This window comes from Methylobacterium tardum (genome assembly GCF_023546765.1).
Lineage (GTDB): Bacteria > Pseudomonadota > Alphaproteobacteria > Rhizobiales > Beijerinckiaceae > Methylobacterium > Methylobacterium tardum.
This window is the reverse complement of record NZ_CP097484.1, coordinates 1,631,116-1,657,844: the sequence shown is the minus strand read 5'-3', so window position 1 is coordinate 1,657,844 and position 26,729 is coordinate 1,631,116. Positions and strand designations below refer to the sequence as shown.

Sequence of the window (26,729 nt, the reverse complement as noted above, 5' to 3'; positions counted from 1 at the left end):
CTTGAAGAAACAGAACACCGTCTTCGCGATCGGAAAATCGACCCTGGATCGCGGCTCACAGGTCGATGTCGGTGCGCTATGCCTTGACTATGGTGGCGGCGGCCACCGAGCTGCCGGGACCTGCCAGATCGCCAACGCACGCGCCGAAGCCGTCAAGGCCGAGCTCATCGCCGCGCTCTCGGGTGACTCTCGCAAGGCTGCATACTGAGACGACCTGGAGCCGCAGCGAGTTCGACCGACACGCCACGAAGCGCATCAGCTACATCGGCGCTATCAGCCGAACTCGATCAATCGAGGTTCAGAGCGCGATCACCGCGTGCGTCCCAGCCGACCTGTGGCCGGCGATCGTAGCCGGGAGCTTCCATCTGCCGATCGACAGCCGCTACGCGCTGGCTGAGGCGCCGGCCGCGCTCGCCCGCTTGAGGAAGCACGAGCATTTCGGAAAGATCGTTCTGGGCGTTTGACGCCCAGTCCCGAGCGGCGGCCACAAACAAGCCGGCCCGGCGCGGGCCGGCCGCTTCTCGACCGGATCGCGGCGTTTCGCCGGGAGATCCCAAGTGCCCCGATGCCTCGACGTCAGGATGCGGCGGCCGCCGCGCGCTGATTGGAACAGGGCGCGGCGGCCTTCACGGGCGTATTGTGCGAACGGGATCGAGCGTCGAACAGCGCGCCGCGTGAGGATCCACAATCCCGGCCGGCGGGCGCGCGTGGATCAACGCGTTGCCAAAACAGAGGGCCGCATCTTCCGGGTTATCGCGTTCGGCTGGGCGGCAGGATCATCGCGGTGTCCGGGTCGGACACGTCGCCCTCCTGCTGCTGGTCGAGGGTGAGCTTGGCCGCCAGATCCGGCACCTGTCCGTTCGCCAGCTGCTGCGCGGCCGCGACCTCCTTGTCCCGCGCCTGCTCGGCCGTGAGTTCGCCGCGCACCACCGCGCGGGCCAGGTTCAGGCTCAGGACGTTCTCGGCCTCGCTGGCCCCGTAGGCGGTGAGCGTGCCGCGCGTCCGGTCCGGGATGACGCTGCCGTTAAAAGTCGCGACCGCGCTGAAGAGGTTCAGCGGGACCTTGTAGGGCAGGCTCTGCTCCAGCACGTCGCTGTGCTTGGCCGGGAAGTCGTGCTCGGCCCCGACCTTGTGCACCACCGTCCGGATCCACGGCCCGTTGCGGTGCCAGATCAGCAGCGTCGCCGTCTGCTCCTGCGGTGCGCCGTACTTGTCAGCCACGGCCTCAGCGGCCTTGCGGGACGCCTCGGGCCAGTCCTGCGCGAGGCGCTCGGCGGCTCCTGCGGGGCCGGCGGACAGCGCGAGAACGAGGGCGAGGGTGCATCGGCTGCGGTTCTGCGAAGGCATGCGCTTCCCTGACGGCGCCGGGGCCGGCGCGGCCCCGTGCAGCGAATGGGGATCGCTGTCACGGCGCCGCGTTGCTCCGGATCTACGTCGGGTATAGGCCGAGCACCCCAGAATGGTTCCAGGGAGACGCCCGATGGCGCAGCCGATGTCGCTGGACGTGAACGGGCGCGCGGCGCCCGTGAGCGTGGACGACCCCGATACGCCGCTCCTCTACGTGCTGCGCGATGATCTGGGCCTGCACGGGCCGCGCTTCGGCTGCGGGCTGGGCCAGTGCGGCGCCTGCACGGTGCATGTCGATGGGCAGGCGGTGCGCTCCTGCATCACTCCGGTCTCGAGTCTGAAGGCGGGGGCCAAGATCGTGACGCTCGAAGGGCTCGGCAGCCTGGACAAGCCGCACCCGGTGCAGGCGGCCTTCATCGCCGAGCAGGCGGCGCAATGCGGCTACTGCATCAACGGCATGATCATGCAGTCGGCCGCCCTGCTCAGCGAGACACCGAAGCCGGACGAGACTGCGATCCGGCAGGCGCTCGCCCAGAATCTCTGCCGGTGCGGCACCCATCAGCGGATCGTGCGCGCTGTCCAGCGCGCGGCCGGCACGCTCTGACGGAGGCTGTTGCCATGAACGCCCCCTCCTCTCCCGCCGCAGCCTGCTCCTCCAGGGCGGCGCCCTCGTGGTCGGCTTCTCGCTGTCCGGCCGCGGCGCCGCCGCCCAGACCTTCGCGCCGGTCGCCACCAACGGCTTCGCGAAGCCGGTCGCCCCGGACCAAGTCGACAGCTTCCTGGCGCTCGGCGCCGACGGCCGCGCCACGATCTTCTCCGGCAAGGTCGATCTCGGCACCGGGGTGGAGACCGCCCTGACGCAGATCGCGGCCGAGGAGCTCGACCTGCCGCTCGACCGCGTGACCGTCGTCCAGGGCGACACGGCGCTGACGCCGGATCAGGGGCCGACCTACGGCAGCCTCTCGATCCAGAAGGGCGGCGTCGAGATCCGGCAGGCGGCGGCGACCGCCCGCGCCCGCCTCGTGCAGCTCGCGAGCGCGCGCCTCGGCGTACCGGCCGACGCGCTGGTGAGCGAGAACGGCACCGTCCGCCCGAAGGCTGGTGGCCAGGGCCTCACCTACGCCGACCTCGTGAAGGACGGGCGACTCGACCTCAAGGTCGATCCGGCGGTCAAGACCAAGGACCCGGCGCAGTTCGCCCTCGTCGGCAAGCCGGTGGCGCGGATCGACATCCCCGAGAAGATGACCGGCCGCTTCACCTACATGCAGGATTACCGCGTGCCCGGCATGGTGCATGCCCGCGTGGTCCGCCCCCCGACCATCGGGGCGGATCTGCAGGGCGTGGACGAGGCCTCGGTTGCCGACATCCCGGGACTGATCAAGGTCGTGCGCCAGGGGAACTTCCTGGCCGTCGTCACCGAGAAGGAATGGGCGGCTATCAAGGCGGCGCGCCAGCTCAAGGCGACGTGGTCCAAATGGGAGGGCCTGCCCGAGCAGGACAAGCTCTGGCAGCACGTGCGCGCCACGAAGGTGACGAAGGACGACGTCACGAGCAGCACGGGGGATGCCGAGGCGGCCCTCGGCCAGGCGGCGCGGAAGCTCGAAGCCACCTACGACTTCGCCATCCACACCCACGGCTCGATCGGGCCCTCCTGCGCGATCGCGGAGCTCAAGGACGGGCTCCTGACCTGCTGGACGGCCTCGCAGATGACGCACGCCCTGCGCAAGCAGCTCGCCGCGATGACCGGCCTCGCGCCGGAGGCGGTGCGCTGCATCTACGTCGAGGGCTCCGGCTGCTACGGCCGCAACGGCCACGAGGACGCGGCGGGCGATGCGGCCCTCCTCGCCCGTGCAACCGGCCGGCCGGTGCGGGTCCAGTGGTCGCGCGCGGACGAGCATGGCTGGGATCCGAAAGGACCGCCGACCCTGATCGATTTGAAGGCCGGCCTTGATCCGCAGGGCAACGTCATCGCCTGGTCCTCCCAGTTCCATATTCCGGAAGGGGCGGCCGGCAACGTGCCGCTGGTGGCAGCCTCACTGGCCGACCTGCCGCACGAGACCACGATGGCGCCCGGCAACATCATCGGTAACTCGGCCCTGCCCTACGCCTTCCCGAACGTGCACACGGTCTGTCATCGTCTGGCCTCGACGCCGTTCCGGCCCTCCTGGATCCGCACCCCCGGGCGGATGCAGAACACCTACGCCAACGAGGCCTTCCTCGATGAGTGCGCGGCGGCAGCCGGCGCCGACCCGCTGGAGTACCGCCTGCGCGCGCTGAAGGATCCGCGCGGCATCGAGGTGCTGAAGCGGGTTGCCGATCTCGCCAAGTGGCAGGCGCGCCCCTCGCCGGTGAAGGACGTCGCGGGCGACGTGCTGCGCGGCCGTGGGATCTCCTACGTGAAGTACGAGCTCAACCGCACCTACGTGGCCGGCGTGGCCGAGGTCGAGGTCAATCGCAACACAGGGCAGGTGCGGGTGCCGCGCTTCTTCGTGGTCCAGGATTGCGGGCAGATCATCAACCCGGACGGCGTGCGCAACCAGCTCGACGGCAACGTCATCCAGACCGTCAGCCGGGTGCTGCTGGAGGAGGTCACCTTCGATCGCGGCGCCGTGACGAGCCTCGACTGGTCGAGCTACCCGATCCTCACCTTCCCAGACGTGCCCGAGGTCGTGATCGACCTGATTGATCGCCCGAGCGAGAAGCCATGGGGGGCCGGTGAGCCCTCCGCCGCCATCGTGCCGGCGGCGGTCTCGAACGCGATCTTCGACGCAACCGGCGTGCGCGTGCGGTCCGTGCCGTTCACCCCGGCCAAGGTGAAGGCAGCCCTGCAGGGGGCCTGAAGCGCGAACTGGCAGGATCGTCGCTCCGGTCGCGCGGCGCGGGCTCGGATCGTTGGCCCGCGGGGCCGCGCCGCGGACATTACGCGGTGCGTCGGCCGCCGGGATCGAGGCAGCTTGATCGAGGCGGCCGGCATGGGCGGATCCGTGCAAAGGTTCGGTCCGGCATTTTCCGACCGCACCGCGGCGGCGCTCGAGCCGCTGCTGCTCCGCGCTCGTCCCGTGAGCAAGGCATATATCCGATGCTCTCGGATTTCGACGCGCTCACGTTCGACGGGTGCCCAGGCCGGACAGGCCCAACGCGCGCTGGTCAGGTCACCGCTGAAGGAAATCCAAGGTCTCGCGGGCGAACATCTCCGGGGCTTGAAGCTGCGGGACGTGCGCGCAGTCCGGCAGCATCACGAACCGGGCATCCGCCAGCCCGGCCGCGAGCTCACGCGCCATGGCCGGCGACGTCGCCTCGTCGTGCTCGCCGAGGAGCACCAGGGCGGACGCGCGCACCTCGGCCAGCCGGGGGCGCAGATCGAGGCCCGCGAGGGCCGCGCAGGCATTCTGAAACACGCCGATGTCGGTTTGCAGGAAGGCGGCCCGCCGCTCGGCCATCAAGGCCGGATGGGCGGCCTAGAACGCGGGTGAGAACAGCCGGCGCATCGCCGTCTCGGCCAGGGCCGAAAGCCCCTTCTCGGCCGCCACGCGCGCCATGCCGCGAAAGGCCTCGCGGCCCGGCTCGGAGAAGCAGGCGCCGCAATCCGCGAAGACGAGGCGGTCGAACAATTCCGGGTGGCGCAGGGCGCAGAGCAGCAGCACGAAGCCGCCGTAGCCGTTGCCAAGCCCGGCCGCCCGCCTGTCGCCGCGCGCACCGCCTCGCCGACCCGGTCAGCGACCGCCTCGAGGCCGCCCGGGACGTGCGCAATCCCACGACCGGCGCGGTGATCACTCGGATTCCCAATTCAGGTCCCGCCGATGTCGACAGGGCGATGCGCGCGGCCCGGGCCGCCTTCGAGGGCAGGGAATGGGGCGGGATGGATCTCCGGGCGCGCGCCCGGCTGGTCAATCGCCTGGCCGATGCGTTCGAGGCCAACCTCGACACGCTGTACCGGCTGGAGACCACCAACAACGGCCGGCCGGTCAACGAGACCCGGGCCCAGCTCTCCCGGCTGCCGGACTTCCTCCGCTACTTCGCGGGCGTGGCGCTGGCGCGCCGCGACGGCGTGATCCCGGTGTAGGGCAACTACCTCAACTACACCCGCAGGACGGCGATCGGGGTGGTGGCCAACTGCACACCGTTCAACCACCCGCTGATGATCCTGTGCAAGTCGCTGGCGGTCGTGCTCGCCACCGGCTGCACCACGGTGGTCAAGCCGTCCGAGTACACCCCGCTCACGACGCTCAAGCTCGCGCAGATCTTCACCGAGGCCGGCCTGCCGCCGGGGGTGTTCAACATCGTGCTGGGCCTCGGCGCCTCCACCGGCAAGGCGCTCGCCGAGCACCGCGACATCAACAAGCTCGTGCTCACCGGCGGCACCGAGGCCGGCCGGATCGCCGGATCCGCCGCCGCCAAGGTCTTCGCCCACCAGACCATGGAGCTCGGCGGCAAGACGCCCGTGACGGTGTTCGAGGATTTCGACGTCGAGCGGGCAGTGAACTACGCGGCCTTCGGCGTCTTCAGGCGAGCGTCATCGCGGTTCCGTCCGTGCAGGGCCACACGACGGCCACGGCAACCAAGGCCGCGGACGTGGATTTCATGAACCGAACCGTCCGGGATTTCCTGGACGCGGCCGCGCCGCGCGGCCGCTGAGACAGCGAGAGGTCAGGCGATGATCGGGAAGATGTCGATCGCGATCGGCGCGGCTCTGGCGGCGCTCGCCGCCGGCTTCGCCGCGGCGCAGCAGCAGGGCGCCCCGCTGCAGGTGCCGGCCAAGTCCGTGCCGGTGCCCGCCGACGTCAGCCCGCAGATGGGCAAGATCATCGGCCTGCCGCTGCGGGCGAACTGGGACATCCACCCGAAGGACGGCGCGGCCTGGAAGCCCGTCGCCGAGGCGGGCGCGGAGGCGCTCAGGAAGCTCGTGCCCGGCATGATCGAGCGCCTGCACGTGAAGGTCGAGCGCACGACCATCGACGGCGTGCGGGCCTTCATCGTGACCCCGGACGTCGTTACGCCGGAGAACCGCGACCGGGTCCTCGTCCACGTTCACGGCGGCTGCTACGTGCTCAACCCCGGCGAGGCCGGCCTACCGGAGGCGCTGTTCATGGCCGGGTTCGGCCACTTCAAGGTGATCTCGGTCGACTACCGCATGCCGCCGGAAGCCGTCTATCCGGCGGCCCACGACGACGCCATGACGGTCTGGAAGGCCGTGACGCGAACAACAGATCCGCGCAAGACCGCGATCTTCGGCACCTCGGCCGGCGGCGCGCTGACCCTCGCCATGGTGCTGCGGGCGAAGCAGGAGGGGCTGCCCTTGCCGGCCGCCATCGCGCCCGGCACGCCGATGTCGGATACCACCAAGGTCGGCGACAGCTTCGTGACCAACGCCATGCTCGACAACGTGCTGGTCTCGCCGGACGGCTTCTGCGACGACGGTGCAAAGGTCTACGCGGACGGTCACGACCTCAAGGATCCGATGCTCTCGCCCGTCTACGGTGACTTCACGGGTTTCCCGCCCACCATCCTCACCACCGGCACGCGAGACCTGCTGCTCTCGAACACGGTGCGTGTGCATCGCAAGCTGCGCGAGGCCGGCGTGGAAGCCTTCCTCCAAGTCGGTGAAGGCCAGTCTCACGCCCAATACATCAGGGACGACACCGCGCCGGAAACCCGGGCGGTGTTCGAGGAGATCGCGCATTTCTTCGACACGCATCTAACTCATTAGGGCCAAGCCAGGAGCAGCTGGCAGCGTCCGCTTACGAGACGGTTCAACAAGCGGCTCAAAGGCCGGGATGGGCGCGAAGCAGTAGGTCTGCTTCAAGCAACGATGCAGACCTGTAGCAAAGAATTTCTCCGCTTAGCTGGTGGCGGCTGATGGCGGATGCCCGTCAGCTGGCGAAGCGCGCGAGGTTGCCGATGGGCGCACCAAGGATTGTGTCGTCGTGCATGACCAAGTGGCCGCGCACGATGGTGGCGATCGGCCAACCGACGACGTCGGTGCCGGCGAACGGCGTCCAGCCGCAGGGCGAGACAATCCAGGACTCCTCGATCCTGCGGCGGGTCTTCAGGTCCACGAGGGTGAAGTCGGCGTCGTACCCGGCGGCGATCCGACCTTTGCCGGCGAGGCCGTAGACGCGGGCCGGCCCGGTCGCCATCAGGTCGACCAAGCGCGCCAGCGACAGCCGCCCGGCCGCCACGTGGTCGAGCATGATCGGCACCAGGGTCTGGACCCCGGTGAGGCCTGCCGGACAGTCCGGCCAGGGCCGCTCTTTCGCCGCCCGCGCGTGGGGCGCGTGATCGCTGCCGATCGTGTCGACGGTCCCGTCACGCACGGCCGCCCAGGCTGCCGCCCGGTGCCGCTCGTCGCGGATCGGCGGGTTCATCACGCCGAAGCCGCCCAGCGTGTCGTAGCAGTCCGGGGCCACCTGCGTGAGGTGATTGACCAGCACCTCCACGGTGGCGACGTCGCGGAAGTCGCACAGGTAGGCGAGTTCCTCCGCGGTGGAGACGTGGAGGATATGAGTCGCCCGGGAAGTCTTCCGGGCCAGCCCCATGAGGCGCCGCGTGCCTAGGAAGGCACATTCCTCGTCACGCCATTCCATGTGGGTCCGATAGGGCTGGCCCCGGCTGAACAGCGACTTGCGGGCCTGGAGCCGATCCTCGTCCTCGCTGTGGAAGGCCATACGCCGGTGGCCAGCGCGCATGGCGAGCTCGAGATGCGCGTCGTCCTCGATCATCAGCGCCGCCGTGGAGCTGCCCGCGAAGACCTTGACGGCACAGACGCCCGGCTCGCGCTCCAGGGCCGCAAGTGCGTCGATATTGGCCTTCGTGCCGGCCACGTAGAGGCCGATGTCGCACCAGCTCCGGCCTGCCACGTAGTCGCGCTTCCAGGCGAGGCGCTCGATATCGGCGATCGGCGGGACGGTGTTGGGCATGTCGAACAGGGTGGCGATTCCGCCCAGCACCGCGGCCCGCGTACCGGTCTCGACCGTCTCCACCGCTGGGTCGCCAGGATCGCGCAGGTGGACGTGGCTGTCGATCAGGCCGGGCAGGACGTGCAGGCCCGCCGCGTCGATCACCGTCTCTGCGGTGGCGTGGGCCGGCGTCGCGAGGTCGGCGATGCGCCCGTCGCGGATGCCGAGATCGATCGCCTCGGTGCCCCAGGGCGTCACGCAGGTGCCGCCGCGGATCAGCAGGTCGTAATGCATCGCCGGGTCCTTCCTAAGTGGCCGTGCGGAGCAGAACCGCACCGAGAGCGGCCGCCACCGCCTGCTGGCAGGGCTCGACGACCGGGCACCTGATCGCCTGCTCGATCGCGGCCCTGTGTGGCGCCATGCCGGCGCAGCCGAGTACGATGGCGTCGGCGCCGTCTCGCTCGACCAAGATCCGCGCCGCTGTGATCAGACGATCGCGGATGGCCGCGCCCGCGGTCTCGTCCGCCCGCGCCTCCACGGGCCGGCTGCCAGCGTAGCGTTCGCCGACGCCTATCTGGCGGACCATCCGGCGCTGGCGCCTCACGCTGCCTTCCGACAGAGCGACGATGCCGAAACGCTCGCCGAGGGTGAGCGATCGGAGGATGCCCCACTCGGCGATGCCCATCACGGGCCGGCCCCCGGCGACCTCGCGGGCGGTGTGCAGACCCGGGTCGCTGAAGCAGGCGATGACGAAGGCGTCCGCCGCATCGGACGCGATGCGGCGGGCGAGCGGTATCACTACAGAATCGGCGTCCTGCTGGGACGCGATGCTTGCCGGCCCCTCGGGCAGGTCCGTCACCACGATGGCGGGGCCGCCGGCCAGACGCAGCGGATCCAGCGCCGTGTCGATGGCGGCGGTCACGCTTGGAGAGGAGTTCGGGTTGATGACCAGGATGCGCGCGGACCTGACGGCGCCGGGATCTTGCATGCCGCCTCCTGCGGAGCCAACGCGATAGCCTGCCGCTCACGACAGAGGATTCCGCGAAGCGAAACCCGGGCCGCGCAACCGTCGGTGCAACTCAGGAGGCACCGATCTTGCCCACCCACTCGACCCAAGGAAGAGGTGATCGATGCACGGCGAAGCTGCGGACGGGACGACGAGCGTCACGCGGGTGACGGGGGCCCGGTGGGTCGTCGCCTGGGACCCCGAGAACGGCGGACACGTCTACCAGACCGGCGCGGAGGTGGTGTTCGCTGACGGCGTTCTCACCCATGTCGGTCCGGGCTACGCGGGGCCGCCGCCCGCCCGGACCATCGACGCCGCCGGCTGCCTGATCATGCCGGGGCTCGCCGACATCCACACCCATCTGTTCTCGGAACCGATGAACAAGGGCATGTGGGACGAGGTCGGCAGCCCGCGCCTCTACAACACCTCGCTCTACGAGTATCTGCCGATCCTGCGGCCCGACGCGGAGGGCACTCGCGCCGCATACGGGGTGGCGCTCGCCGAGCTGGCGCTCTCGGGCGTCACCACCGTCTGCGATCTCGCGTTGCCGAGCGAAGGCTGGCTTGACCTCCTCGGCGCCTCGGGCCTGCGGGTCTGCATCGCCCCGATGTTCCGTTCCGGGCGCTGGCTGACCCGGAACGGCCACAGCGTCGAGTACGAGTGGGACGTGGCGGCGGGCCAGCGCGGCCTGGAGCAGGCGCTCGCCGAGATCGAGGCGGCGCAGCGCCATCCGAGCGGGCGCCTGTTCGGCATGCTGTGCCCGGCGCAGGTCGACACCTGCACGGCGGAGCTGCTGCAGGACGCTCACGCCGAGGCGGTCGCGCGCGACCTGCGCTTCCACACCCATGCGGCGTTGCAGTCCCTGTCAGAATTCCACGAGATCACCCGCCGCACCGGAATGACGCCGATCGAGTGGCTCGACGATCTCGGCGTGCTGACCGAGCGCACAATCGTGGGCCACGGGATCTTCCTCGACGACCATCCCTGGACCCACTGGCACAGCCCAGGCTCGGACATGCGCCGCCTAGCCGAGCGCGGCGCGACGGTCGCCCATTGCCCGACGGTCTTCGCCCGCCGCGGCATCGCGCTCAACCATTTCGGCCGCTACGTCCAGGCGGGGGTCAACATGGGCATCGGCACCGATGTCTACCCGCACAACATGCTCGACGAGATGCGCCTCGTCTCATACCTCGCCCGGGTCGTGGCCGAGAATCCCCGCGACACCCGCGCGGCGGACGTGTTCCAAGCTGCCACGGTGGGCGGTGCCAAGGCGCTCGGGCGCACCGACATCGGCCGGCTCGCTCCGGGCTGCAAGGCCGACTTCGTCCTCGTGGACTGTGCGCATCCGGCCATGCGCCCCTGTCGCGATCCCGTGCAGTCGCTGATCTACTCGGCGGGCGACCGCGCAGTCCGGCAGGTCTTCGTCGGCGGCCGCGAGATCGTGCGCGACGGCCGGGCCCTGACGATCGACTATGCCGCCGCCGCGGCGGCGCTGGAGGAGGCGCAGGGCCGCGCGCTCGCGCAGATCCGGCAGCTCGACTGGGCCGGGCGCGGCCCCGAGGCCATCGCGCCGCCGACCTTCCCGGGTCTGTGACGCCCCCGGGCGCTCAGGCGGGCCGCACGTTCCAGAAGGTCGGAAACCCATCGAGAATCCCGGTGAGGCCGGAGCGGTAGGCGGTCGGCTGCAGGTACTGCCCGAGGGGATAGTAGGGCACGTCCTGCATCGCCTGAAGCTGGATGTCCCGGCAGAGGGAGGCGCGGGCCGCCTCGTCGGGGGCCGTGAACCACGCGTCGCGCAGGGCCTCGATCCGCGGGGTCGTGGCCCAGCCGGCATAGCCGCTCTCGCCGGTGCCGCGCAGGGCGATGTAGCCGGCGGGGTTGAGCCAATCCATGCCGGACCAGTTGGTGACGAAGGCGCTCCAGCCGCCCTCGGAGACCGGCCCCTTGCGGTTGCGCCGCTGCAGCATCGCGTTGAACTCGACCGCGTAGACCTCGACGTTCATGCCGACGCGCTGGAGCAGGTCGGCCGCGACCTGGCCGAGCGCCAAGAGGGGGGTGAGTTCGACGGTACCATCAGCAACACGGTCTCGCCGGCATAGCCGGCCGCCTTCAGGTCGGCCCGCACCTTGGCCGGATCGCGCGGACCGTCGAGCGGCCCGAGCCCGTCCGTTGAGGCCATCGGCGTGTCCGGACAGAAGAAGCCAAGGGGCACGTGGAACAGGCTGGGATCGTCGGCGCCCACCACGCCCTGCATGCAGGACGTCTGGTCGATTGCGCCCCAGAGCGCCCGCCGGATCGCCGGGTTGTTGAAGGGCGGCTGCAGGTGATTGACCCGCAGCATCGTCACGAAGCCGGTCGCGTCGAGCACGCGGGTGGTCACGCCCTTGGCGGCCTTCAGCAGACCCAGCTGGTCGTGCGAGGCGTATTCCTGCCAGTCCGCCTCGCCGGCGACCAGCGCCGAGGTGGCCGTCGAGGTGTCGCTGATGACGCGCCACTCGACCCGGTCGTAGTGGACGACCTTCGGCCCCGAGGTCCAGGTGGGTGTGCCGTCCTTGCGGGGCACGTAGCCTTCGAAGCGTGTGTAGACCGTGCGGTCGCCGGGCACGCGCTCGTCCGCCTTGAAGCGGAACGGCCCCGAACCGATGAGTTCCGGCACCTGCTGGAACGGGTCCGTAACGGCGAGGCGCTCCGGCATCATGGCGCAGACTGGCACCGAGGCCTTGCCCAGCGCGATCGGCAGGAGCGGGAACGGGCGCTTAAGGCGGAACCGGATCGTCCGATCGTCGGGCGCCGACAACTCGTCCGTTGCCTCCATCAAGGAGCCGCCGAACGGGTCGCGCTTGGCCCAGCGGCGCAGGGAGGCGACGCAGTCGCGGGCGAGGACGGGAGCGCCATCGTGGAAGCGCAGGCCTTCGCGCAGGGTCAGGTCCCAGCGGCGCCCGTCCTCCTCGATCCGGTGGCCCTCGACCATCTGCGGCGTGGCGCGGAAGGCGCCGTCCATGCCGTAGAGGGTGTCGAAGACCATGTAGCCATGGTTGCGGGTGATGTACGCGAAGGTCGTCACCGGATCGAGCGTGACGAGATCCTGCTGCGGGATGAAGCGCAAGGTTGCGGCAGCCTCCGCGCGGACCAGGGATGGTGCCGCGACAGCGCTGGCCATAAAGGCCCCGGCTCCCTGCAACAGTGTACGCCGCTTCATCAGACAACTCCCGCTCTGCTCGGGCGGCTACCGTACATGCGCTCGCAGTAATCCGGTCCGATCACCAAACCCGGCGATCCGCAGGCTTGCAGGAACGAGGCCGCGACCCAGCCCGAGAGAGATCGCCCTCGCATTCCGGTTGGTCCGGATGCATCGAAGGCTAGGGACCCAGTGCGGACTGACCAAACATCTAGCACGGCCGTTCAGACGTTGCCGCCGTGATCGTCTCCAGCATGCTCATCGTCTGGGTCAGTCCGACGCCGCCGCTGAGGAGTACCATCAATGCCGCAATCACGAGCCGTGATGATCTCACTCCCGCGAGCGGTCGGGAGGCGCTCCGAACCAAAGCTGAACGCTGCTAACATGCATTAAGTCCAATGCGCGCAGTGAAAGCTAAACAGCAATATCCGGTGACCTGCGCTCCATTTTCGGTCCAATCGCTGCCCGTCAAGAAGTGCAACGTGCTGGCCCACTCCGCGGCTCGAACGATTGGGCAACCATCCCCGTTGGGCCCTATTGCTGTTCTTCGTCGTCGGTGCTTTTTCGCTGCCACCTGCGTTCCAGACGACCGCCTCGCCTGGCCGTAAGCAGCTACCCTGGGGTTGTATCCGAATGACGCCGACCACGTCGCAGTTGGAGCCGAAGCTCCTCCTGAAGAGCCTCCGCGCGTTTCGGAAGGGCGACTTCTCGGCCCGCCTGCCGCTGGACCTGACAGGCATCGATGGCGAGATCGCGGAAGCGTTCAACGACATCGCCGAGTTCAACCAGGGGCTCGCGCGGGAACTCGACAGGGTCGCGCGCGCGGTCGGCAAGGACGGGCGCATCAATGAGCGCGGCAAGCTGCCGGCGGCGACCGGCGGCTGGAACGACTGCGTGGACTCGGTCAACACGATGATCGGCGACCTCGTTCAACCGACCACCGAGGTCGCGCGGGTCATCGGGGCGGTGGCCAAGGGCGATCTCGGTCAGACCATGCAGCTCGAGATCGAGGGCCGCCCGCTGAGGGGCGAGTTCCTGCGCATCGGCAAAGTGGTCAATACGATGGTCGACCAGCTGAACTCCTTCGCGTCCGAGGTGACGCGCGTGGCGCGCGAGGTCGGCTCGGAAGGCAAGCTCGGCGGTCAAGCCCAGGTCAAGGGCGTCGGCGGGACCTGGAAGGATCTCACGGATAACGTGAACCTGATGGCGGCCAATCTGACGGGTCAGGTGCGCAACATCGCCGAGGTCACGACAGCCGTGGCTAACGGCGATCTGTCCAAGAAGATCACCGTCGACGTCAAAGGCGAGATCCTCGATCTGAAATCGACCATCAACACGATGGTGGATCAGCTGAACTCCTTCGCCTCCGAGGTGACCCGCGTCGCCAAGGAAGTGGGATCCGAGGGCAAGCTCGGCGGGCAGGCTCAGGTGAAGGGCGTCGGCGGCGTCTGGAAGGACCTGACCGACAACGTGAACATGATGGCCGAGAACCTGACAGGCCAGGTCCGCAACATCGCCGAGGTCACCACCGCGGTGGCGCGAGGCGATCTGTCCAAGAAGATCACCGTCGACGTCAAAGGCGAGATCCTGGCCCTGAAGCTGACCATCAACACGATGGTGGATCAGCTGAACTCTTTCGCCTCCGAGGTGACCCGCGTCGCGCGCGAGGTCGGCACGGAGGGTAAGCTCGGTGGTCAAGCCCAGGTCGAAGGTGTCGGCGGAACCTGGAAGGACCTCACCGACAACGTCAACATGATGGCGGCCAACCTCACCGGTCAGGTGCGCAACATCGCCGACGTGACCACCGCGGTGGCCAACGGCGACCTGTCCAAGAAGATCACCGTCGACGTGCGCGGCGAGATCCTAGAGCTCAAGAACACCATCAACACGATGGTGGATCAGCTGAACTCCTTCGCCTCCGAGGTGACACGCGTCGCCCGCGAGGTCGGCTCCGAGGGCAAGCTCGGCGGACAGGCCCAGGTGCGCGGCGTCGCCGGCACCTGGGCCGACCTGACCGACAACGTCAACCTCATGGCGGCCAACCTGACCGGTCAGGTCCGCAACATCGCCGACGTGACCACCGCGGTGGCCAACGGCGACCTGTCGAAAAAAATCACCGTCGACGTGAAGGGCGAGATCCTGGAGCTCAAGAACACCATCAACACGATGGTGGACCAGCTCAATTCCTTCGCCTCCGAGGTGACCCGCGTCGCCCGCGAGGTCGGCTCGGAGGGCAAGCTCGGTGGACAGGCGCGCGTCGAAGGCGTGGCGGGCACCTGGGCCGACCTGACCGACAACGTCAACCTGATGGCGGCCAATCTGACGGGTCAGGTGCGCAACATCGCCGACGTGACTACCGCGGTGGCCAACGGCGACCTGTCCAAGAAGATCACCGTCGACGTGAAGGGCGAGATCCTGGAGCTCAAGTCGACCATCAACACGATGGTGGATCAGCTGAACTCCTTCGCCTCCGAGGTGACCCGCGTCGCCCGCGAGGTCGGCACCGAGGGCAAGCTCGGCGGTCAGGCGCAGGTCAAGGGCGTCGGCGGCGTGTGGAAGGGCCTGACCGACAACGTCAATATGATGGCGGCCAATCTGACGGGTCAGGTGCGCAACATCGCCGAGGTCACCACCGCGGTGGCCAACGGCGACCTGTCCAAGAAGATCACCGTCGCCGTCGAGGGCGAGATCTTGGAACTCAAGTCGACCATCAACACGATGGTGGACCAGCTGAACTCCTTCGCCTCCGAGGTGGTCCGCGTTGCCCGCGAAGTCGGCATCGAAGGCAAGCTCGGCGGACAGGCCCAGGTGCGCGGCGTCGGCGGAACCTGGAAGGACCTCACCGACAACGTCAACATGATGGCGGCTAACCTCACCGGGCAGGTGCGTAACATCGCCGACGTGACCACCGCGGTGGCCAACGGCGATCTGTCCAAAAAGATCACCGTCGATGTGAAAGGCGAGATCCTGGAGCTCAAGTCGACCATCAACACGATGGTGGACCAGCTGAACTCCTTCGCCTCGGAGGTGACCCGCGTCGCCCGCGAGGTCGGCTCGGAAGGTAAGCTCGGCGGACAGGCTCAGGTGCGCGGCGTCGGCGGAACCTGGAAGGACCTCACCGACAACGTCAACATGATGGCCGCCAACCTCACCGGGCAGGTCCGCGGCATCGCCGACGTCGTCACCGCGGTGGCGCAGGGCGACCTCAAGCGGAAACTCTCGGTCGACGCCAAGGGCGAGATCGCCGCCCTGGCCGACACCGTCAACGAGATGATCGAGACGCTCGCCACCTTCGCCGATCAGGTCACCAACGTGGCCCGCGAGGTGGGTGTCGAGGGCAAGCTCGGCGGTCAGGCCCGGGTGCCGGGTGCCGCGGGCCTGTGGCGCGATCTGACGGACAACGTGAACCAGCTCGCGGCAAACCTGACGACCCAGGTGCGCGCCATCGCCGAAGTGGCCACCGCGGTGACGAAGGGCGACCTCGCGCGCTCGATCTCGGTCGAGGCCTCCGGCGAGGTCGCCTCGCTGAAGGACAACATCAACGAGATGATCCGCAACTTGCGGGACACGACCCTCAAGAACGCCGAGCAGGATTGGCTGAAGACGAACCTCGCCAAGTTCACGCGCATGCTGCAAGGGGAGCGCGACCTCGCCACCGTCTCGAACCTGATCCTGTCCGAGATCGCGTCGCTCGTGAACGCCCAGCGCGGCGTGTTCTACATGGTGGAGGATGAGGGCGGAGAACCGGTCCTTGACCTGATGGCGAGTTACGCCTTCACGGAGCGCAAGAACCTCTCGAACCGGTACCGCCTCCGTCAGGGTCTCGTGGGTCAATGCGCCTTCGAGAAGAAGCGCATCCTCCTCACCCACGTGCCCGGCGACTACATCACCATCGGCTCGGCTCTCGGCGAGGCGCCGCCCCTCAACATCATCGTGCTGCCGGTCCTATTCGAGCAGGAGGTCCGGGCGGTGATCGAGCTGGCCTCGTTCAACCGGTTCAGCGAGACGCATCAATCCTTCCTCGACCAGCTGACCGAGTCGATCGGCATCGTGCTCAACACGATCGCCGCCAACATGCGAACCGAGGGGCTCCTCAAGCAGTCGCAGCTCCTGACCGGCGAATTGCAGAGTCGGCAAGAGGAGCTCAAGAAGACGAACGATCGCCTGGAGCTGCAGGCTGCCTCGCTGCAGCAATCCGAGGACCTGCTCAAGAACCAGCGCGAGCGGCTGCAGCAGACCAACGAAGAGCTGGAGGAAAAGGCCCGGCTCCTCGAGATCCAGAAGCGCGAGGTCGAAGGCAAGAACCGCGAGGTCTCCATCGCCAAGACGGCCCTGGAGGAGAAGGCCGAGCAGCTGAGCCTGACCTCGCGCTACAAGTCACAGTTCCTGGCCAATATGAGCCACGAGTTGCGCACGCCGCTCAACAGCCTGCTGATCCTCTCGAAGCTTCTCTCCGAGAACCGGGACGGGAATCTGACCGACAAGCAGCGGGAATTCGCCAAGACCATCAACGCGGCCGGGACCGACCTCCTGTCGCTCATCAACGACATCCTCGATCTCTCCAAGATCGAGTCTGGGACGGTGTCGCTCGAAATCGGCGACGTGACGCTGCAGGACCTTGTCGAAAACCTCAACAGAACCTTCCGGCAGCTCGCGGAGGAGCGCCACCTCGCCTTCGTGATCGATGTCGAGCCGGGCCTGCCGCGCGCGGTGCGCACGGATTCGAAGCGCCTGCAGCAGGTTCTCCGGAACCTTCTCTCCAACGCCTTCAAGTTCACCGAGAAGGGCAGCGTCGCCCTCAAGATCGGCTCCGCGGAGGGGTCACCGCTGCGCGCCGGGAGCCAGTGGATGGCCCTGTCCGTCACCGATACCGGGATCGGCATCGCCGAGGACAAGCAGCGCATCATCTTCGAGGCCTTCCAGCAGGCCGACGGGACCACCAGCCGCAAATACGGCGGCACCGGCCTCGGCCTCGCGATTAGCCGCGAGATTGCCCGCCTGCTGGGCGGTGAGATCGTGGTGGAAAGCCGGATCGGTTCGGGCAGCACCTTCACCCTGTTCCTGCCCTTCGAACCGCCCGTTCAAACGGGAACGGGCCGCGCAGTGGAAATATCCGAGGGGAACGGGACCTCGGCGCTGATGGGCCGGCAGCCAAATGCCGCGATGGCGCTCTCGGCCTCGGCGGATGACCGTCATGCCATCCATCCGGGTGATCATATTGTGCTCATCGTGGAGGACGACGCGATGTTCGCCTCGGTGCTGCTGGAACTCGCGCGCGAGCGCGGGTTCAAGGGTTTGATCGCGCAGGATGGCGCCGGCGCGCTGAGCCTCGCCCACCGCTTCAAGCCGCACGCCATCACCCTCGATATCGGCCTGCCCGACATGGACGGCTGGGCCCTGCTCGACCTCCTGAAGAACGATCCGCGCACCCGGCACATCCCGATCCACGTCATCTCGGTCAACGACGAGAAGAAGCGCGGTCTGCGCGCGGGCGCCTTCGGCTTCCTGGAGAAGCCCGTGGAGCGGGAGGGCTTGCTGCGGGCGCTGGAGCGCTCGAAGGAGTTTATCACACGGCCGGTGCGCAACCTCCTGCTCGTCGAGGACGACGAGAACCAGCGCGCCAGCATCACGGCGCTCATGAGCGAGGAAGATGTCAAGATCTTCGGGGTTGGCACGGCCTCCGCTGCGCTGGAAGCGTTGACTGGCGGTCGGTTCGACTGCGCGATCATCGATCTCGGCCTGCCCGATATCGGCGGTTCCGAGCTGATCGAGCGGATCCGGGCCTCGCAGGAGGGCGAGGAGCTGCCGATCATCGTCTATACGGGCCGGGAGCTTACGGCCACCGAGGAGCAGCAGCTCAAGCAGACCGCCTCGGCGATCATTCTCAAGGATACGCGCTCGTCTGAGCGGCTCCTCGGCGAGACCGCTCTGTTCCTGCATCGCGCTATCGCCAGCGTTCCGGTCGACGAGCAGATCCGCGTCGAGCGGAAGGAGGTGGCGTCTCTCCAGGGGTGTCGCGTCATCCTGGTCGGCGACGACCTGCGCAACATCTTCTCGCTCACGAGCGCCCTTGAGCAGCATGGGCTGGAGGTCCTGTTCGCGGAGAACGGGCATGACGGCATCGAGCTGCTCAAGATTAACCCAAACATCGACGCGATGTTGATCGACATCATGATGCCCGGGATGGACGGCTACGAGACGATGCGGGCGATCCGAGCCCAGTCCAGCTTCCGGAGCTTGCCGCTCATCGCGGTGACCGCGAAGGCCATGAAGGGTGACCGCGAGAAGTGCCTTGAAGCGGGCGCGTCCGATTATGTCTCGAAGCCGATCGACATGGATCAGCTTCTCGCCGTGCTGCGCGTGCAACTGGCAAGGCGTGGGGAGGTCATGAACGGCGCCGCGCCGGTCCGCGGCGGCGCACATGACCTTGAACGGCAAACACAATGACGGACCGACTGGATTTCCATCCGACTGGTACGGGTGCTGCCGCCGAACAGCTCGCTGCGCTCGCCGGCCCGGATGCTATCCGAGCGAAAATCCTGATCGTCGATGATGATCAGCGCAATCTGCTCGCCGCCTCGGAGATTCTCGCTGATCCGGCGATCGACCTCGTCCTGGCAAACTCCCCGGAGGAAGCCCTGCGCCGGGCACTCCGGGAGGATTTCGCCGTGATCCTGCTCGACGTGCAGATGCCGCGCATGGACGGCTACGAGGTGGCCGCACTCATCCGCAGCCGCTCGCGCACGTCCCGTGTCCCGATCCTGTTCCTCACGGCGCACAACAAAGACGACATGCACATCTTCCGCGGCTACTCGGCGGGAGCAGTGGACTATGTGTTCAAGCCCATCCAACCTCTCGTGTTGAAATCGAAGGTCGACGTCTTCGTCGACCTGTATCGCAAGACCGAAGAGATCAAGCGCAAGGCGGCGGCTGAGAAGCAGCTGCTCCTTGAGAACCTGCGCGTGCGCGGTGAGAAGCTTGAGGCCGAGCAGGCGCTGCGCAGGCAGGCGGAGCATCAGGCCGCCGTGCTGCGCGGCCTTCCGATCGCGCTCTATACCTCACCGCTCGGCGTGGAAGACCGGCGGCTCCACTTCACGAACGACAGCATCGAGCGCATCACCGGCTTCTCGCGCGAGGCTTTCGCCAAATCCAGCCTCTGGGAGTCCCGCCTCGAAGCGGAAGACAGAAACCGCATTTTGGCCGCTCTGCGCACCGTCTCGGAGGTTGGCGCAGTAGCTCTGGAATATCGCTGGCGCAACGCGGACGGCACGGAGCGGCACATCCTCGACCAGATCGCGGTCAATTGCGACGAGAGCGGCACGGCGGTCGAGCACTTCGGGATGTGGTTCGACGTGACTGAGCGCAAGGAGCTTGAGCTCAGTTTGCAGCACGCCTCGAAGCTCGAGGCCGTCGGCCGTCTGACTGGCGGGATCGCCCACGACTTCAACAACATGTTGAGCATCGTGATCGGCAATCTCGACCTGATGAAGGGCTCGCTCCAGGGGAATGAGAAGGCGCTCCGTCGCGTCGAGAGTGCCATCGAGGGGGCGCATCGCTGCGCAGAACTCACCAGCCGTCTGCTGGCCTTCTCCCGGCGCTCTCCTCTCCAGCCAAGAGAGCTGGACTTCACGAGCTTCATCCCTGGCCTGATCAAGCTCCTCGAGCGCACGCTCGGCGAGCGGATCACGATCTCTGCGAACGTGGAGCCGAACCTGCCGGAAGTCTGCGTCGATCACGCCCAGCTCGAAGCCGCTCTCATCAACCTCGCTGTCAATGCGCGGGACGCGATGCCGGACGGAGGCACGTTGAGCATTTGCATCCAGCGTCGCGACGCACCTGCGGCCGGATGCGTGGAAGACTCAAGCTCCGTAGAAATTGCGGTCGCCGACTCGGGCACCGGGATGTCGCCCGCTATCCTCGCCCGTGTCTTCGAACCCTTCTTCACAACGAAGGAGGCTGGGAAGGGAACCGGCCTCGGTCTCAGCATGGTCTACGGCTTCGTACAGCAGAGTGGTGGAACTATCTCGGTCGACAGCAGCCCTGACCAGGGCACCCGATTTATTATCACGTTGCCCGCGCTGGTTAGCAGGACTTCTACGTCTCAGGACATCGATCCGGGGATGACTGCCGGAACGCCGAACCCGATCAACGGTGCCGGCAAGGCCGTGCTCGTCGTTGAGGATGACGCTGATGTTCGATCCACCGTTGTCTCAACCCTTGAGACGCTCGCGTTCAGGGTGCTCAGTGCGCAGGATGGGAGCGAGGCTTTGCGTCTCCTGCAGATGGAGGCGAACATCGCCCTCGTCTTTAGCGACGTGAACATGCCTGGTGCAACGAACGGCATCGAGCTTGGACACGCCATCCGTCAGCGATGGCCGCAAATGCCAATCCTGCTGACCTCTGGCTATCTCCGAGAAGATCAGGACACCAATGGCTTCGAGTTGCTGCAGAAGCCGTATCGCGCGAGCGATTTGGTTGAAATGTTACGGAGTTTGCTCAGCGACTCTCGCGAGGATACGACTCTCGACTGACCAATGGACAGCTATCGGGTGCAGACGGAGCGCCGCTTAGATCGCGATGTCCGTATCGGAGATGTTGTCCTCCGGCTTTGAATGACCGGGATGGCCGCAAAGTCGAACGTCCGGTCCTGCAGAATCTGGCGATTCAGCATGGCGTAGTCTGGCCGAAACCGGCGCGGCAGCTTAGGTTCTAAAATCGAAGAAAGCAGACGCCGAATTCGGCCTTCGGGACAATTGGGTGAACTTCTGGCCGCGATGGATCCGTCAAGAGCCTCTCTCTGCTCCTCGGCTCAACACGTTGACAGCCGCTGCCCACTTCCTCTGACACCTGGCTTCTGGCAGAGCCGGGCTCGCCAATGACTCCGCTGGAGAACCGGCCTACTTTTTGGCGTTGAAGCTGGTAGCCGAGCGGAAGGGTGCCGCCCGGGAAGGGGAAGCATGGCCGTTATCCAATCATCCCCGGCAAGCATCTTTTTCGTCGCCGACGGCAGTGAGATGGCTGAGCGCATTCGCGCGCATGATTGGGCCTCGACGTCGCTTGGGCCGATCGAAGCCTGGCCGCAGAACCTCAGAACCGTGGTCGACCTTATGCTGACGTCTCCGGGTCCGACGTCGGTGATGTGGGGACCCGAACGTGTCCAGCTCTACAACGACGCCTATGTGCCGATTGCCGGGGAGCGCCACCCGGAAGCGCTGGGTAGGCGTACTGCCGAGAACTGGAGCGACGCCTACGACAGCTTCCTCGGACCCGTCCTGGACCGTGTTTTCGCCGGCGAGGCAGTCCGCGTCGGCGAGCACCCGGTGCCGCTGTGCGCCTCGTGCGGCGGCCTGAAGGAACGCGTCTTCACCGGCAGCTTCCAGCCGGTGCGCGACGAGGTCGGCCAAGTGGTGGGCGTGTTTCATCCGCTCGCCGAAGAGGCCGCGGAGCAGACCTGGGCGATACTCGAGCGCGCCAGAACCGAGGAGGCGCTGCGCGGAAGCGAGGCGCGCCTCGCCGCGATCTTCGCCGGCGCGACTGTCGGATTGTCCGAGGTCGATCTGGGCGGACGTTTTCTGCGGGTGAACGAGGAGCTGTGCCGCATTGTCGGGCGCGGACGAGATGAACTGCTCGGACTGAGAATCGTCGATGTGACCCACCCTGACTCCGTGCGGCCGAGCATGGACGCGATCGCCGAAGCATTGAAGACCGGTCAGGCCGCATCCCTCGACAAGCGCTATGTACGGCCGGACGGGAGCTCCGTCTGGGCGAGCAGCCGGGTTTCGCACCTGAACGACGACGGGCAGTCCGGCAATCTCCTTGTCGTAACAGTTGACTTGACGGAGCGGTTGGCAGCGGAAGAGCGTGTACGCGAAAGCGAGGGGCGCTATCGGCAGATCGTCGAGGGGGCCGAAGACTTCGCGATTGCCACGATCGGCGAGCACGGCAGGATTACGAGCTGGAACACGGGCGCCGCACGCATCACGGGCTTCGAGGAAGGTGACATCGTCGGACGGTCAGGCGAGATCATCTTCACGCCCGAAGACCGCGTAGCCGGTGCCCCCGATCACGAGCTGGACCGAGCAAAGGCCGACGGCCGCTCGCTCAACGAGCGCTGGCACATCAGAAAGGACGGCACCCGCTTTTGGGGCTCGGGTGTCACCATGCGGCTCGACCAGCCCGGCGGGGGCTACCTCAAGATCTTCCGCGATCGCACCCCCGAACACGAGGCTGAGGCGGCGCTGCGGCAGGCGCAGGCGGCGCTCGCGGCCGAGGTGGAGGCGCTGGGACAGCTGCAGGAGGTCAGCACGCGCCTGATCGGCGACGAGGCTCCGCAGTCAGTGTACGACGCGATCTTGACCGCTGCGACCGACCTGATGGGATCGGAATGCGCCAGCATTCAGATGCTGAACGCGTCCGGCGACCTCGAGCTGCTTGCACATCGGGGCTACGACCCGCGCTCGGCGGTTTATTGGCAGACGGTTCGCGCAACCTCTGAAAGCACCTGCGGCGTCGCGCTGACGACAGGCGAGCGGGTGGTCGTGCCCGACGTGGAAGACAGCGGCCTGACGGTCGGAAGCGGCGACCTTCAGTCCTATCGCTGGACGGGCATGCGCGCTGTCCAGACCACGCCACTCCTGTCGCGCTCGGGCAAGCCGATCGGCATGATCTCGACGCATTGGAAGCGCCCGCTCAGGCCCCCGGAACGCGATCTCAAGCTGTTCGACGTGCTCGCCCGGCAGGCCGCCGACGCGATTGAGCGGACGACAGCGCAGGCCGAGTTGCGCGAGAGCGAGGCGCGGCAAGCCTTCCTGCTCTCGCTGGCCGACACACTGCGCTCACTCAGGACGTCGGCGGAGATCGCCTCAACGGCCGCCGAGCTTCTCGGCGAGCGCTTTGGCCTGAGCCGGGTGTTCTATGCGGAGTATTTCGGCAGCCTGATGAGGGTTGAGCGCGACTACACGAATGGGGTCGCCTCGATCGCCGGCGAACACGATCTGACGGCATTCGGACCAGAGCTGCTGCGCGCCTATCGCGAATGCCCGATCGTCAAGGTCGACGATGTTCGCACAGATCCACGCTTCAGCGAAGAAGCGCGAGCCGGGCTCCAGGCGAGGCAAGTCGGCGCCTACTTCGACGTGGTCCTGTTCGAGGAGGACCAGTGGGTCAGCCTGCTCGCCTTGCAGAGCGCGGCACCTCGGGCGTGGACAGCGTCTGAGGAGGGCTTATTCCAAGAGGTCGGCGAGCGCGTGAAGGTCGCGATCGAACGCGCCCGTGCCGAGGACCGGCTTCGGGAACTGAACGAGACGCTTGAGGCGCAAGTCGCCGCGCGCACCGCTGCACTCCGGCGCTACCACGACATCGCCGATGCGACCGTGGCGCCGATCTGCGCCTTCGATACTGACTACCGCGTGATCGCGTTCAATCGAGCGCACAATGCCGAGTTCCGGCGGGTGAACGGCTTCGACACCAAGGTCGGCGACATATTCCCCGATCTGTTCATCCCCGAACAAGGGGCGAAGATGCGCGCGCTGATGACACGTGCTCTGGCGGGCGAGCGCTTCACGGTGCTGGAGGAGTTCGGCAGGCCAGAGCTCGGCACGCCATGCTGGGAGATCACCTACACGCCCCTTCTAGAGGAGGACGGCCGGGTCGTTGGTACATTTTACCACGCGGTCGACATCTCCGATCGGCTTACGACGCAAGCGGAGCTCGAAGCCGCTCAGGAGGCTCTGCGCCAGAGCCAGAAGATGGAGGCGATGGGCCAGCTCACCGGCGGCGTCGCGCACGACTTCAACAACCTGCTTACACCCATCGTAGGGGCCCTGGACATGCTCCAGCGCAAGGGATTCGGCGGCGAGCGCGAACAGCGCCTCATCACAGGAGCCGCTCAGTCGGCCGAGCGCGCCAAGACGCTGGTGCAACGACTGCTCGCCTTCGCCAGGCGCCAGCCACTCCAAGCGGTGCCGGTCGACATCGTGAAGCTGGTGCATGGGATGGGTGACCTCGTATCGAGCACGACGGGGCCACAGATCAGGGTGCTGGTCGAGGCGCCCGACGACTTGCCGCCCGCCAAGGCCGATCCGAACCAGCTCGAGATGGCGCTCCTGAACCTCAGCGTGAACGCGCGCGATGCGATGCCGGACAACGGCACGCTCCGCATTTCGGCGAGCGCAGAGGCCGTTGGCCCAGGCCACCGCTCAAAGCTCCGTACTGGGGCATACATTTGTCTGTCAGTCGCCGACACCGGCTCCGGGATGGATGAGGCCACACTTGCACGTGCGGTCGAGCCGTTCTTCTCCACCAAGGGTGTGGGCAAAGGGACGGGCCTGGGCCTCAGCATGGTGCATGGCCTTGCCTCGCAGCTTGGGGGCGCGCTGACCATCCAGAGCCGCCCCGGCCTCGGCACCAATGTCGAGCTCTGGCTACCTGTTAGCGCGGCCAGGCCCGAGTTGCCGGAAGCAGTTCCCGACAACGCACCTCCGCCCGCGGCGCGCGGGACGGCGTTGCTCGTGGACGACGAAGAGCTCGTCCGCACGAGCACGGCCGACATGCTGAGCGACCTTGGTTACAGCATCATCGAAGCGGCTTCGGCCGAGGAGGCGATCAGGTTCGTCGACCAAGGTGGTCCCTTCGATCTACTCGTCACCGATCACCTTATGCCGGGGATGAACGGCACTGACTTGGCCCGCGCAATCCGGACCGCCCGGCCCGGCGTGGCCGTGCTCCTAGTTTCGGGCTACGCCGAGCGGGAGGGAATCGCCCCCGATCTTCCCAGACTGACCAAGCCGTTCCGAAAGGATGAGCTCGCGGCAAGCCTTGCCCAACTCCCGAGCAGCAACTGAGAGGCAGGGCGTCGCGGGGCGGCGAGACTCGCAGGAGGCGCGGGCGGACACCTCGGCTCGGCCGCAGGGAGGGACTTTTACACCGGATCGCGGCGCGCGGCAGCATACCGAGGCTGAGCAAGGCAGCTTGATCGAATGGGACCGCGGCCCGGTTTCGGCCCGGACGCGCAGAAGGAGGGCTGACGTCCCGAGAGGGCGGCCCTGTGTGGAAGGCTCCGGACGACCGCCGAGCCCGTTCCGAACGCGGGCACAACATCCCGGAACGCCACGGCCTCCGAGACCCCGGACCCCATCGGAGCAGCCAAGCTCACCGATGTCGGTTTCAAGGCCTGCGCCGTCCGGAAGCGGACAGGCAGAGAGCCACCCGCCCCAGCCTTCACGGGCTCCTGCCGACGGGACCGGATCGGAGCGATCGCGGCCTGACGGCGTCCGGCCTTCGCGTTGGCGTCGCAGGCCTCAGCACGACGACCGCTTGCAACGCCCGCCCCACGGGTTTGCCAACCCTCCACGGTGGACGCGGCCGGCCCGCTTCTGGCCGAGACAGTCCCGGGGCTGTCGATGAGCTCTCGAGGGGCGCCGCCTGCGCGCCCTTTCGATCAACGTCTTGGCGCGCCGACGGGCGTCCCGATCGCATTCTGGATCACGTTACCAGGGGGCACCATTTATCAACCGCTAACGCCGCGCACTTTAAATTCTGCCGCCGGCCAACAGGGTGCCGAACTTTCACGCTCCGGATATTTGTCGCGCAGTATAGGCTGTCCGTTCCAAGGTTTCGCCTTGGCATCATCGACGGGAGAGTCTCTGTGGCGTTCGCATATGTATCGGGTGGTCTCTTGATGCTCGGCGCGCTGACGGGCGTAGCCGATGGAGCCTTCGCAGCTTGCAATGTCCAACTCCATATTGCGAATACATGTCTCGGGAATTTCAAGTCAGCCACGGGGCGCGGCGGCGATCTTCTGAAAACGACGGAAGAACGTATCAGCGCTGATGTGACCATCGGGACGTGTTCATCCCGTGAACGGGCCGAAATTGCCCGCGCCTCGTGGGATGCCGGGGAGAAAGCGCTTCAGCTCTCCAAGAGCGGCCAATTGAAATCGACGGGTGAAGCCCAGAATGTTTGCCTGACGTCTGCTCGCAACTATCCCAATTAGAACGTTTTCATCAATCGCCGGGGGTTGGCACGACGTTTCCGGGTGCAGGTCCGGGATGCGAGCCGAGATCGTGCCGCCAATCCCACGGGCCGCTCATGGTCCTCGGGTCCGTCTTCACCGAGCTGGAGCGCCGGCCCGAAGGTGACGTCAAGGGCTGGCCGTGCGAGGCGTGCTGATCGTCCGGACGGCCTCCCGGCCTCCGCTTCAGCCGTTCAGCGATCGGGATATCGCGGCGCTGGTCCGGGTGCGGGTCTGGACGTGGGCTGCTCCGCGCCCAATCGCGGGATCCTCCCCCACGCCCTCACCATC

The 26,729-nt window shown here is 67.2% G+C and carries 13 protein-coding genes and 3 pseudogenes; 11 read left to right on the top strand and 5 right to left on the bottom strand.

Annotated features, from left to right (window positions below; all coding sequences use genetic code 11):
• Nucleotide 1 precedes the first annotated feature (1 nt).
• Both M6G65_RS07765 and M6G65_RS07760 read left to right on the top strand, forming a co-directional pair.
• On the top strand, nt 2-208 hold the full coding sequence (locus M6G65_RS07765; protein WP_238196379.1) for a hypothetical protein: 207 nt from the start codon (nt 2-4) through the stop codon (nt 206-208).
• Nucleotides 183-464: a zinc-binding dehydrogenase gene (locus M6G65_RS07760; protein WP_238196378.1), complete on the top strand. Its 282-nt coding sequence runs from the start codon at nt 183-185 to the stop codon at nt 462-464. Before M6G65_RS07765 ends, M6G65_RS07760 begins: the two co-directional genes overlap by 26 nt.
• A 286-nt stretch (nt 465-750) precedes the next feature.
• Here M6G65_RS07760 and M6G65_RS07755 read toward each other — a convergent pair whose 3' ends face one another.
• Nucleotides 751-1,347 carry a hypothetical protein gene (locus M6G65_RS07755; protein ID WP_238196377.1) on the bottom strand — a complete coding sequence of 199 codons (597 nt, stop codon included), beginning with the start codon at nt 1,345-1,347 and terminating at the stop codon, nt 751-753.
• Between the two features lie 133 nt (nt 1,348-1,480).
• Here M6G65_RS07755 and M6G65_RS07750 point away from each other — a divergent pair, with 133 nt between their 5' ends.
• Entirely contained in the window at nt 1,481-1,951 is a 471-nt protein-coding gene (locus M6G65_RS07750) for a (2Fe-2S)-binding protein (protein ID WP_238196376.1), read from the top strand.
• Nucleotides 1,952-2,018: 67 nt separating this feature from the next.
• Nucleotides 2,019-4,187: a xanthine dehydrogenase family protein molybdopterin-binding subunit gene (locus tag M6G65_RS07745; RefSeq protein ID WP_250103790.1), complete on the top strand. Its 2,169-nt coding sequence runs from the start codon at nt 2,019-2,021 to the stop codon at nt 4,185-4,187.
• A 312-nt stretch (nt 4,188-4,499) separates the two neighbouring features.
• On the opposite strand, the pseudogene M6G65_RS07740 reads toward M6G65_RS07745, so the two are convergent.
• Nucleotides 4,500-5,089: pseudogene (locus M6G65_RS07740) on the bottom strand (alpha/beta fold hydrolase); the annotation flags it as partial.
• Here M6G65_RS07740 and M6G65_RS07735 point away from each other — a divergent pair.
• Nucleotides 5,087-5,851: pseudogene (locus M6G65_RS07735) on the top strand (aldehyde dehydrogenase family protein); the annotation flags it as partial. The pseudogenes M6G65_RS07740 and M6G65_RS07735 sit on opposite strands and share 3 nt — an antisense overlap.
• A gap of 162 nt (nt 5,852-6,013) precedes the next feature.
• On the top strand, nt 6,014-7,054 hold the full coding sequence (locus M6G65_RS07730) for an alpha/beta hydrolase (RefSeq protein ID WP_250103789.1): 1,041 nt from the start codon (nt 6,014-6,016) through the stop codon (nt 7,052-7,054).
• 163 nt (nt 7,055-7,217) lie between these two features.
• Here the strand turns inward: M6G65_RS07730 and M6G65_RS07725 are convergent, their stop codons facing one another.
• On the bottom strand, nt 7,218-8,537 hold the full coding sequence (locus M6G65_RS07725; RefSeq protein ID WP_238196373.1) for a dihydroorotase: 1,320 nt from the start codon (nt 8,535-8,537) through the stop codon (nt 7,218-7,220).
• A gap of 13 nt (nt 8,538-8,550) precedes the next feature.
• Nucleotides 8,551-9,231 carry an aspartate/glutamate racemase family protein gene (locus M6G65_RS07720; RefSeq protein ID WP_238196372.1) on the bottom strand — a complete coding sequence of 227 codons (681 nt, stop codon included), beginning with the start codon at nt 9,229-9,231 and terminating at the stop codon, nt 8,551-8,553.
• A 142-nt stretch (nt 9,232-9,373) separates the two neighbouring features.
• Between M6G65_RS07720 and M6G65_RS07715 the strand changes: the two genes are divergently transcribed.
• The gene (locus M6G65_RS07715) at nt 9,374-10,843 is read left to right on the top strand and encodes an amidohydrolase family protein (RefSeq protein ID WP_250103788.1); all 1,470 of its coding nucleotides are present in this window, start codon (nt 9,374-9,376) and stop codon (nt 10,841-10,843) included.
• A gap of 13 nt (nt 10,844-10,856) precedes the next feature.
• On the opposite strand, the pseudogene M6G65_RS07710 reads toward M6G65_RS07715, so the two are convergent.
• A pseudogene (locus M6G65_RS07710) lies at nt 10,857-12,448 on the bottom strand (ABC transporter substrate-binding protein).
• Between the two features lie 612 nt (nt 12,449-13,060).
• On the opposite strand from M6G65_RS07710, the gene M6G65_RS07705 reads away from it, so the two are divergent.
• From M6G65_RS07705 to M6G65_RS07690, 4 genes are all read left to right on the top strand, one after another.
• Nucleotides 13,061-18,874, top strand: a complete 5,814-nt coding sequence (locus M6G65_RS07705; protein ID WP_250103787.1) for a HAMP domain-containing protein — start codon at nt 13,061-13,063, stop codon at nt 18,872-18,874.
• Nucleotides 18,871-20,958, top strand: a complete 2,088-nt coding sequence (locus tag M6G65_RS07700) for a response regulator (RefSeq protein WP_238196368.1) — start codon at nt 18,871-18,873, stop codon at nt 20,956-20,958. Before M6G65_RS07705 ends, M6G65_RS07700 begins: the two co-directional genes overlap by 4 nt.
• Nucleotides 20,959-21,384: 426 nt before the next feature.
• Nucleotides 21,385-25,269 (top strand): PAS domain S-box protein, encoded by a 3,885-nt coding sequence (locus M6G65_RS07695; protein ID WP_250103786.1) that lies wholly within the window; start codon nt 21,385-21,387, stop codon nt 25,267-25,269.
• Between the two features lie 836 nt (nt 25,270-26,105).
• Complete coding sequence (locus M6G65_RS07690) at nt 26,106-26,420, top strand: hypothetical protein (RefSeq protein WP_238196366.1); 315 nt, start codon at nt 26,106-26,108, stop codon at nt 26,418-26,420.
• Nucleotides 26,421-26,729: the final 309 nt, after the last annotated feature.

Excerpts from the sequence above, each read along its gene's own strand:
- M6G65_RS07755 (WP_238196377.1), bottom strand. The coding sequence starts at position 1,347 with ATGCCTTCGCAGAACCGCAGCCGATGCACCCTCGCCCTCGTTCTCGCG.
- M6G65_RS07725 (WP_238196373.1), bottom strand. The coding sequence starts at position 8,537 with ATGCATTACGACCTGCTGATCCGCGGCGGCACCTGCGTGACGCCCTGG.
- M6G65_RS07705 (WP_250103787.1), top strand. The coding sequence starts at position 13,061 with ATGACGCCGACCACGTCGCAGTTGGAGCCGAAGCTCCTCCTGAAGAGC.
- M6G65_RS07695 (WP_250103786.1), top strand. The coding sequence starts at position 21,385 with ATGGCCGTTATCCAATCATCCCCGGCAAGCATCTTTTTCGTCGCCGAC.
- M6G65_RS07720 (WP_238196372.1), bottom strand. The coding sequence starts at position 9,231 with ATGCAAGATCCCGGCGCCGTCAGGTCCGCGCGCATCCTGGTCATCAAC.
- M6G65_RS07690 (WP_238196366.1), top strand. The coding sequence starts at position 26,106 with ATGCTCGGCGCGCTGACGGGCGTAGCCGATGGAGCCTTCGCAGCTTGC.
- M6G65_RS07715 (WP_250103788.1), top strand. The coding sequence starts at position 9,374 with ATGCACGGCGAAGCTGCGGACGGGACGACGAGCGTCACGCGGGTGACG.
- M6G65_RS07700 (WP_238196368.1), top strand. The coding sequence starts at position 18,871 with ATGACGGACCGACTGGATTTCCATCCGACTGGTACGGGTGCTGCCGCC.
- M6G65_RS07750 (WP_238196376.1), top strand. The coding sequence starts at position 1,481 with ATGGCGCAGCCGATGTCGCTGGACGTGAACGGGCGCGCGGCGCCCGTG.
- M6G65_RS07730 (WP_250103789.1), top strand. The coding sequence starts at position 6,014 with ATGTCGATCGCGATCGGCGCGGCTCTGGCGGCGCTCGCCGCCGGCTTC.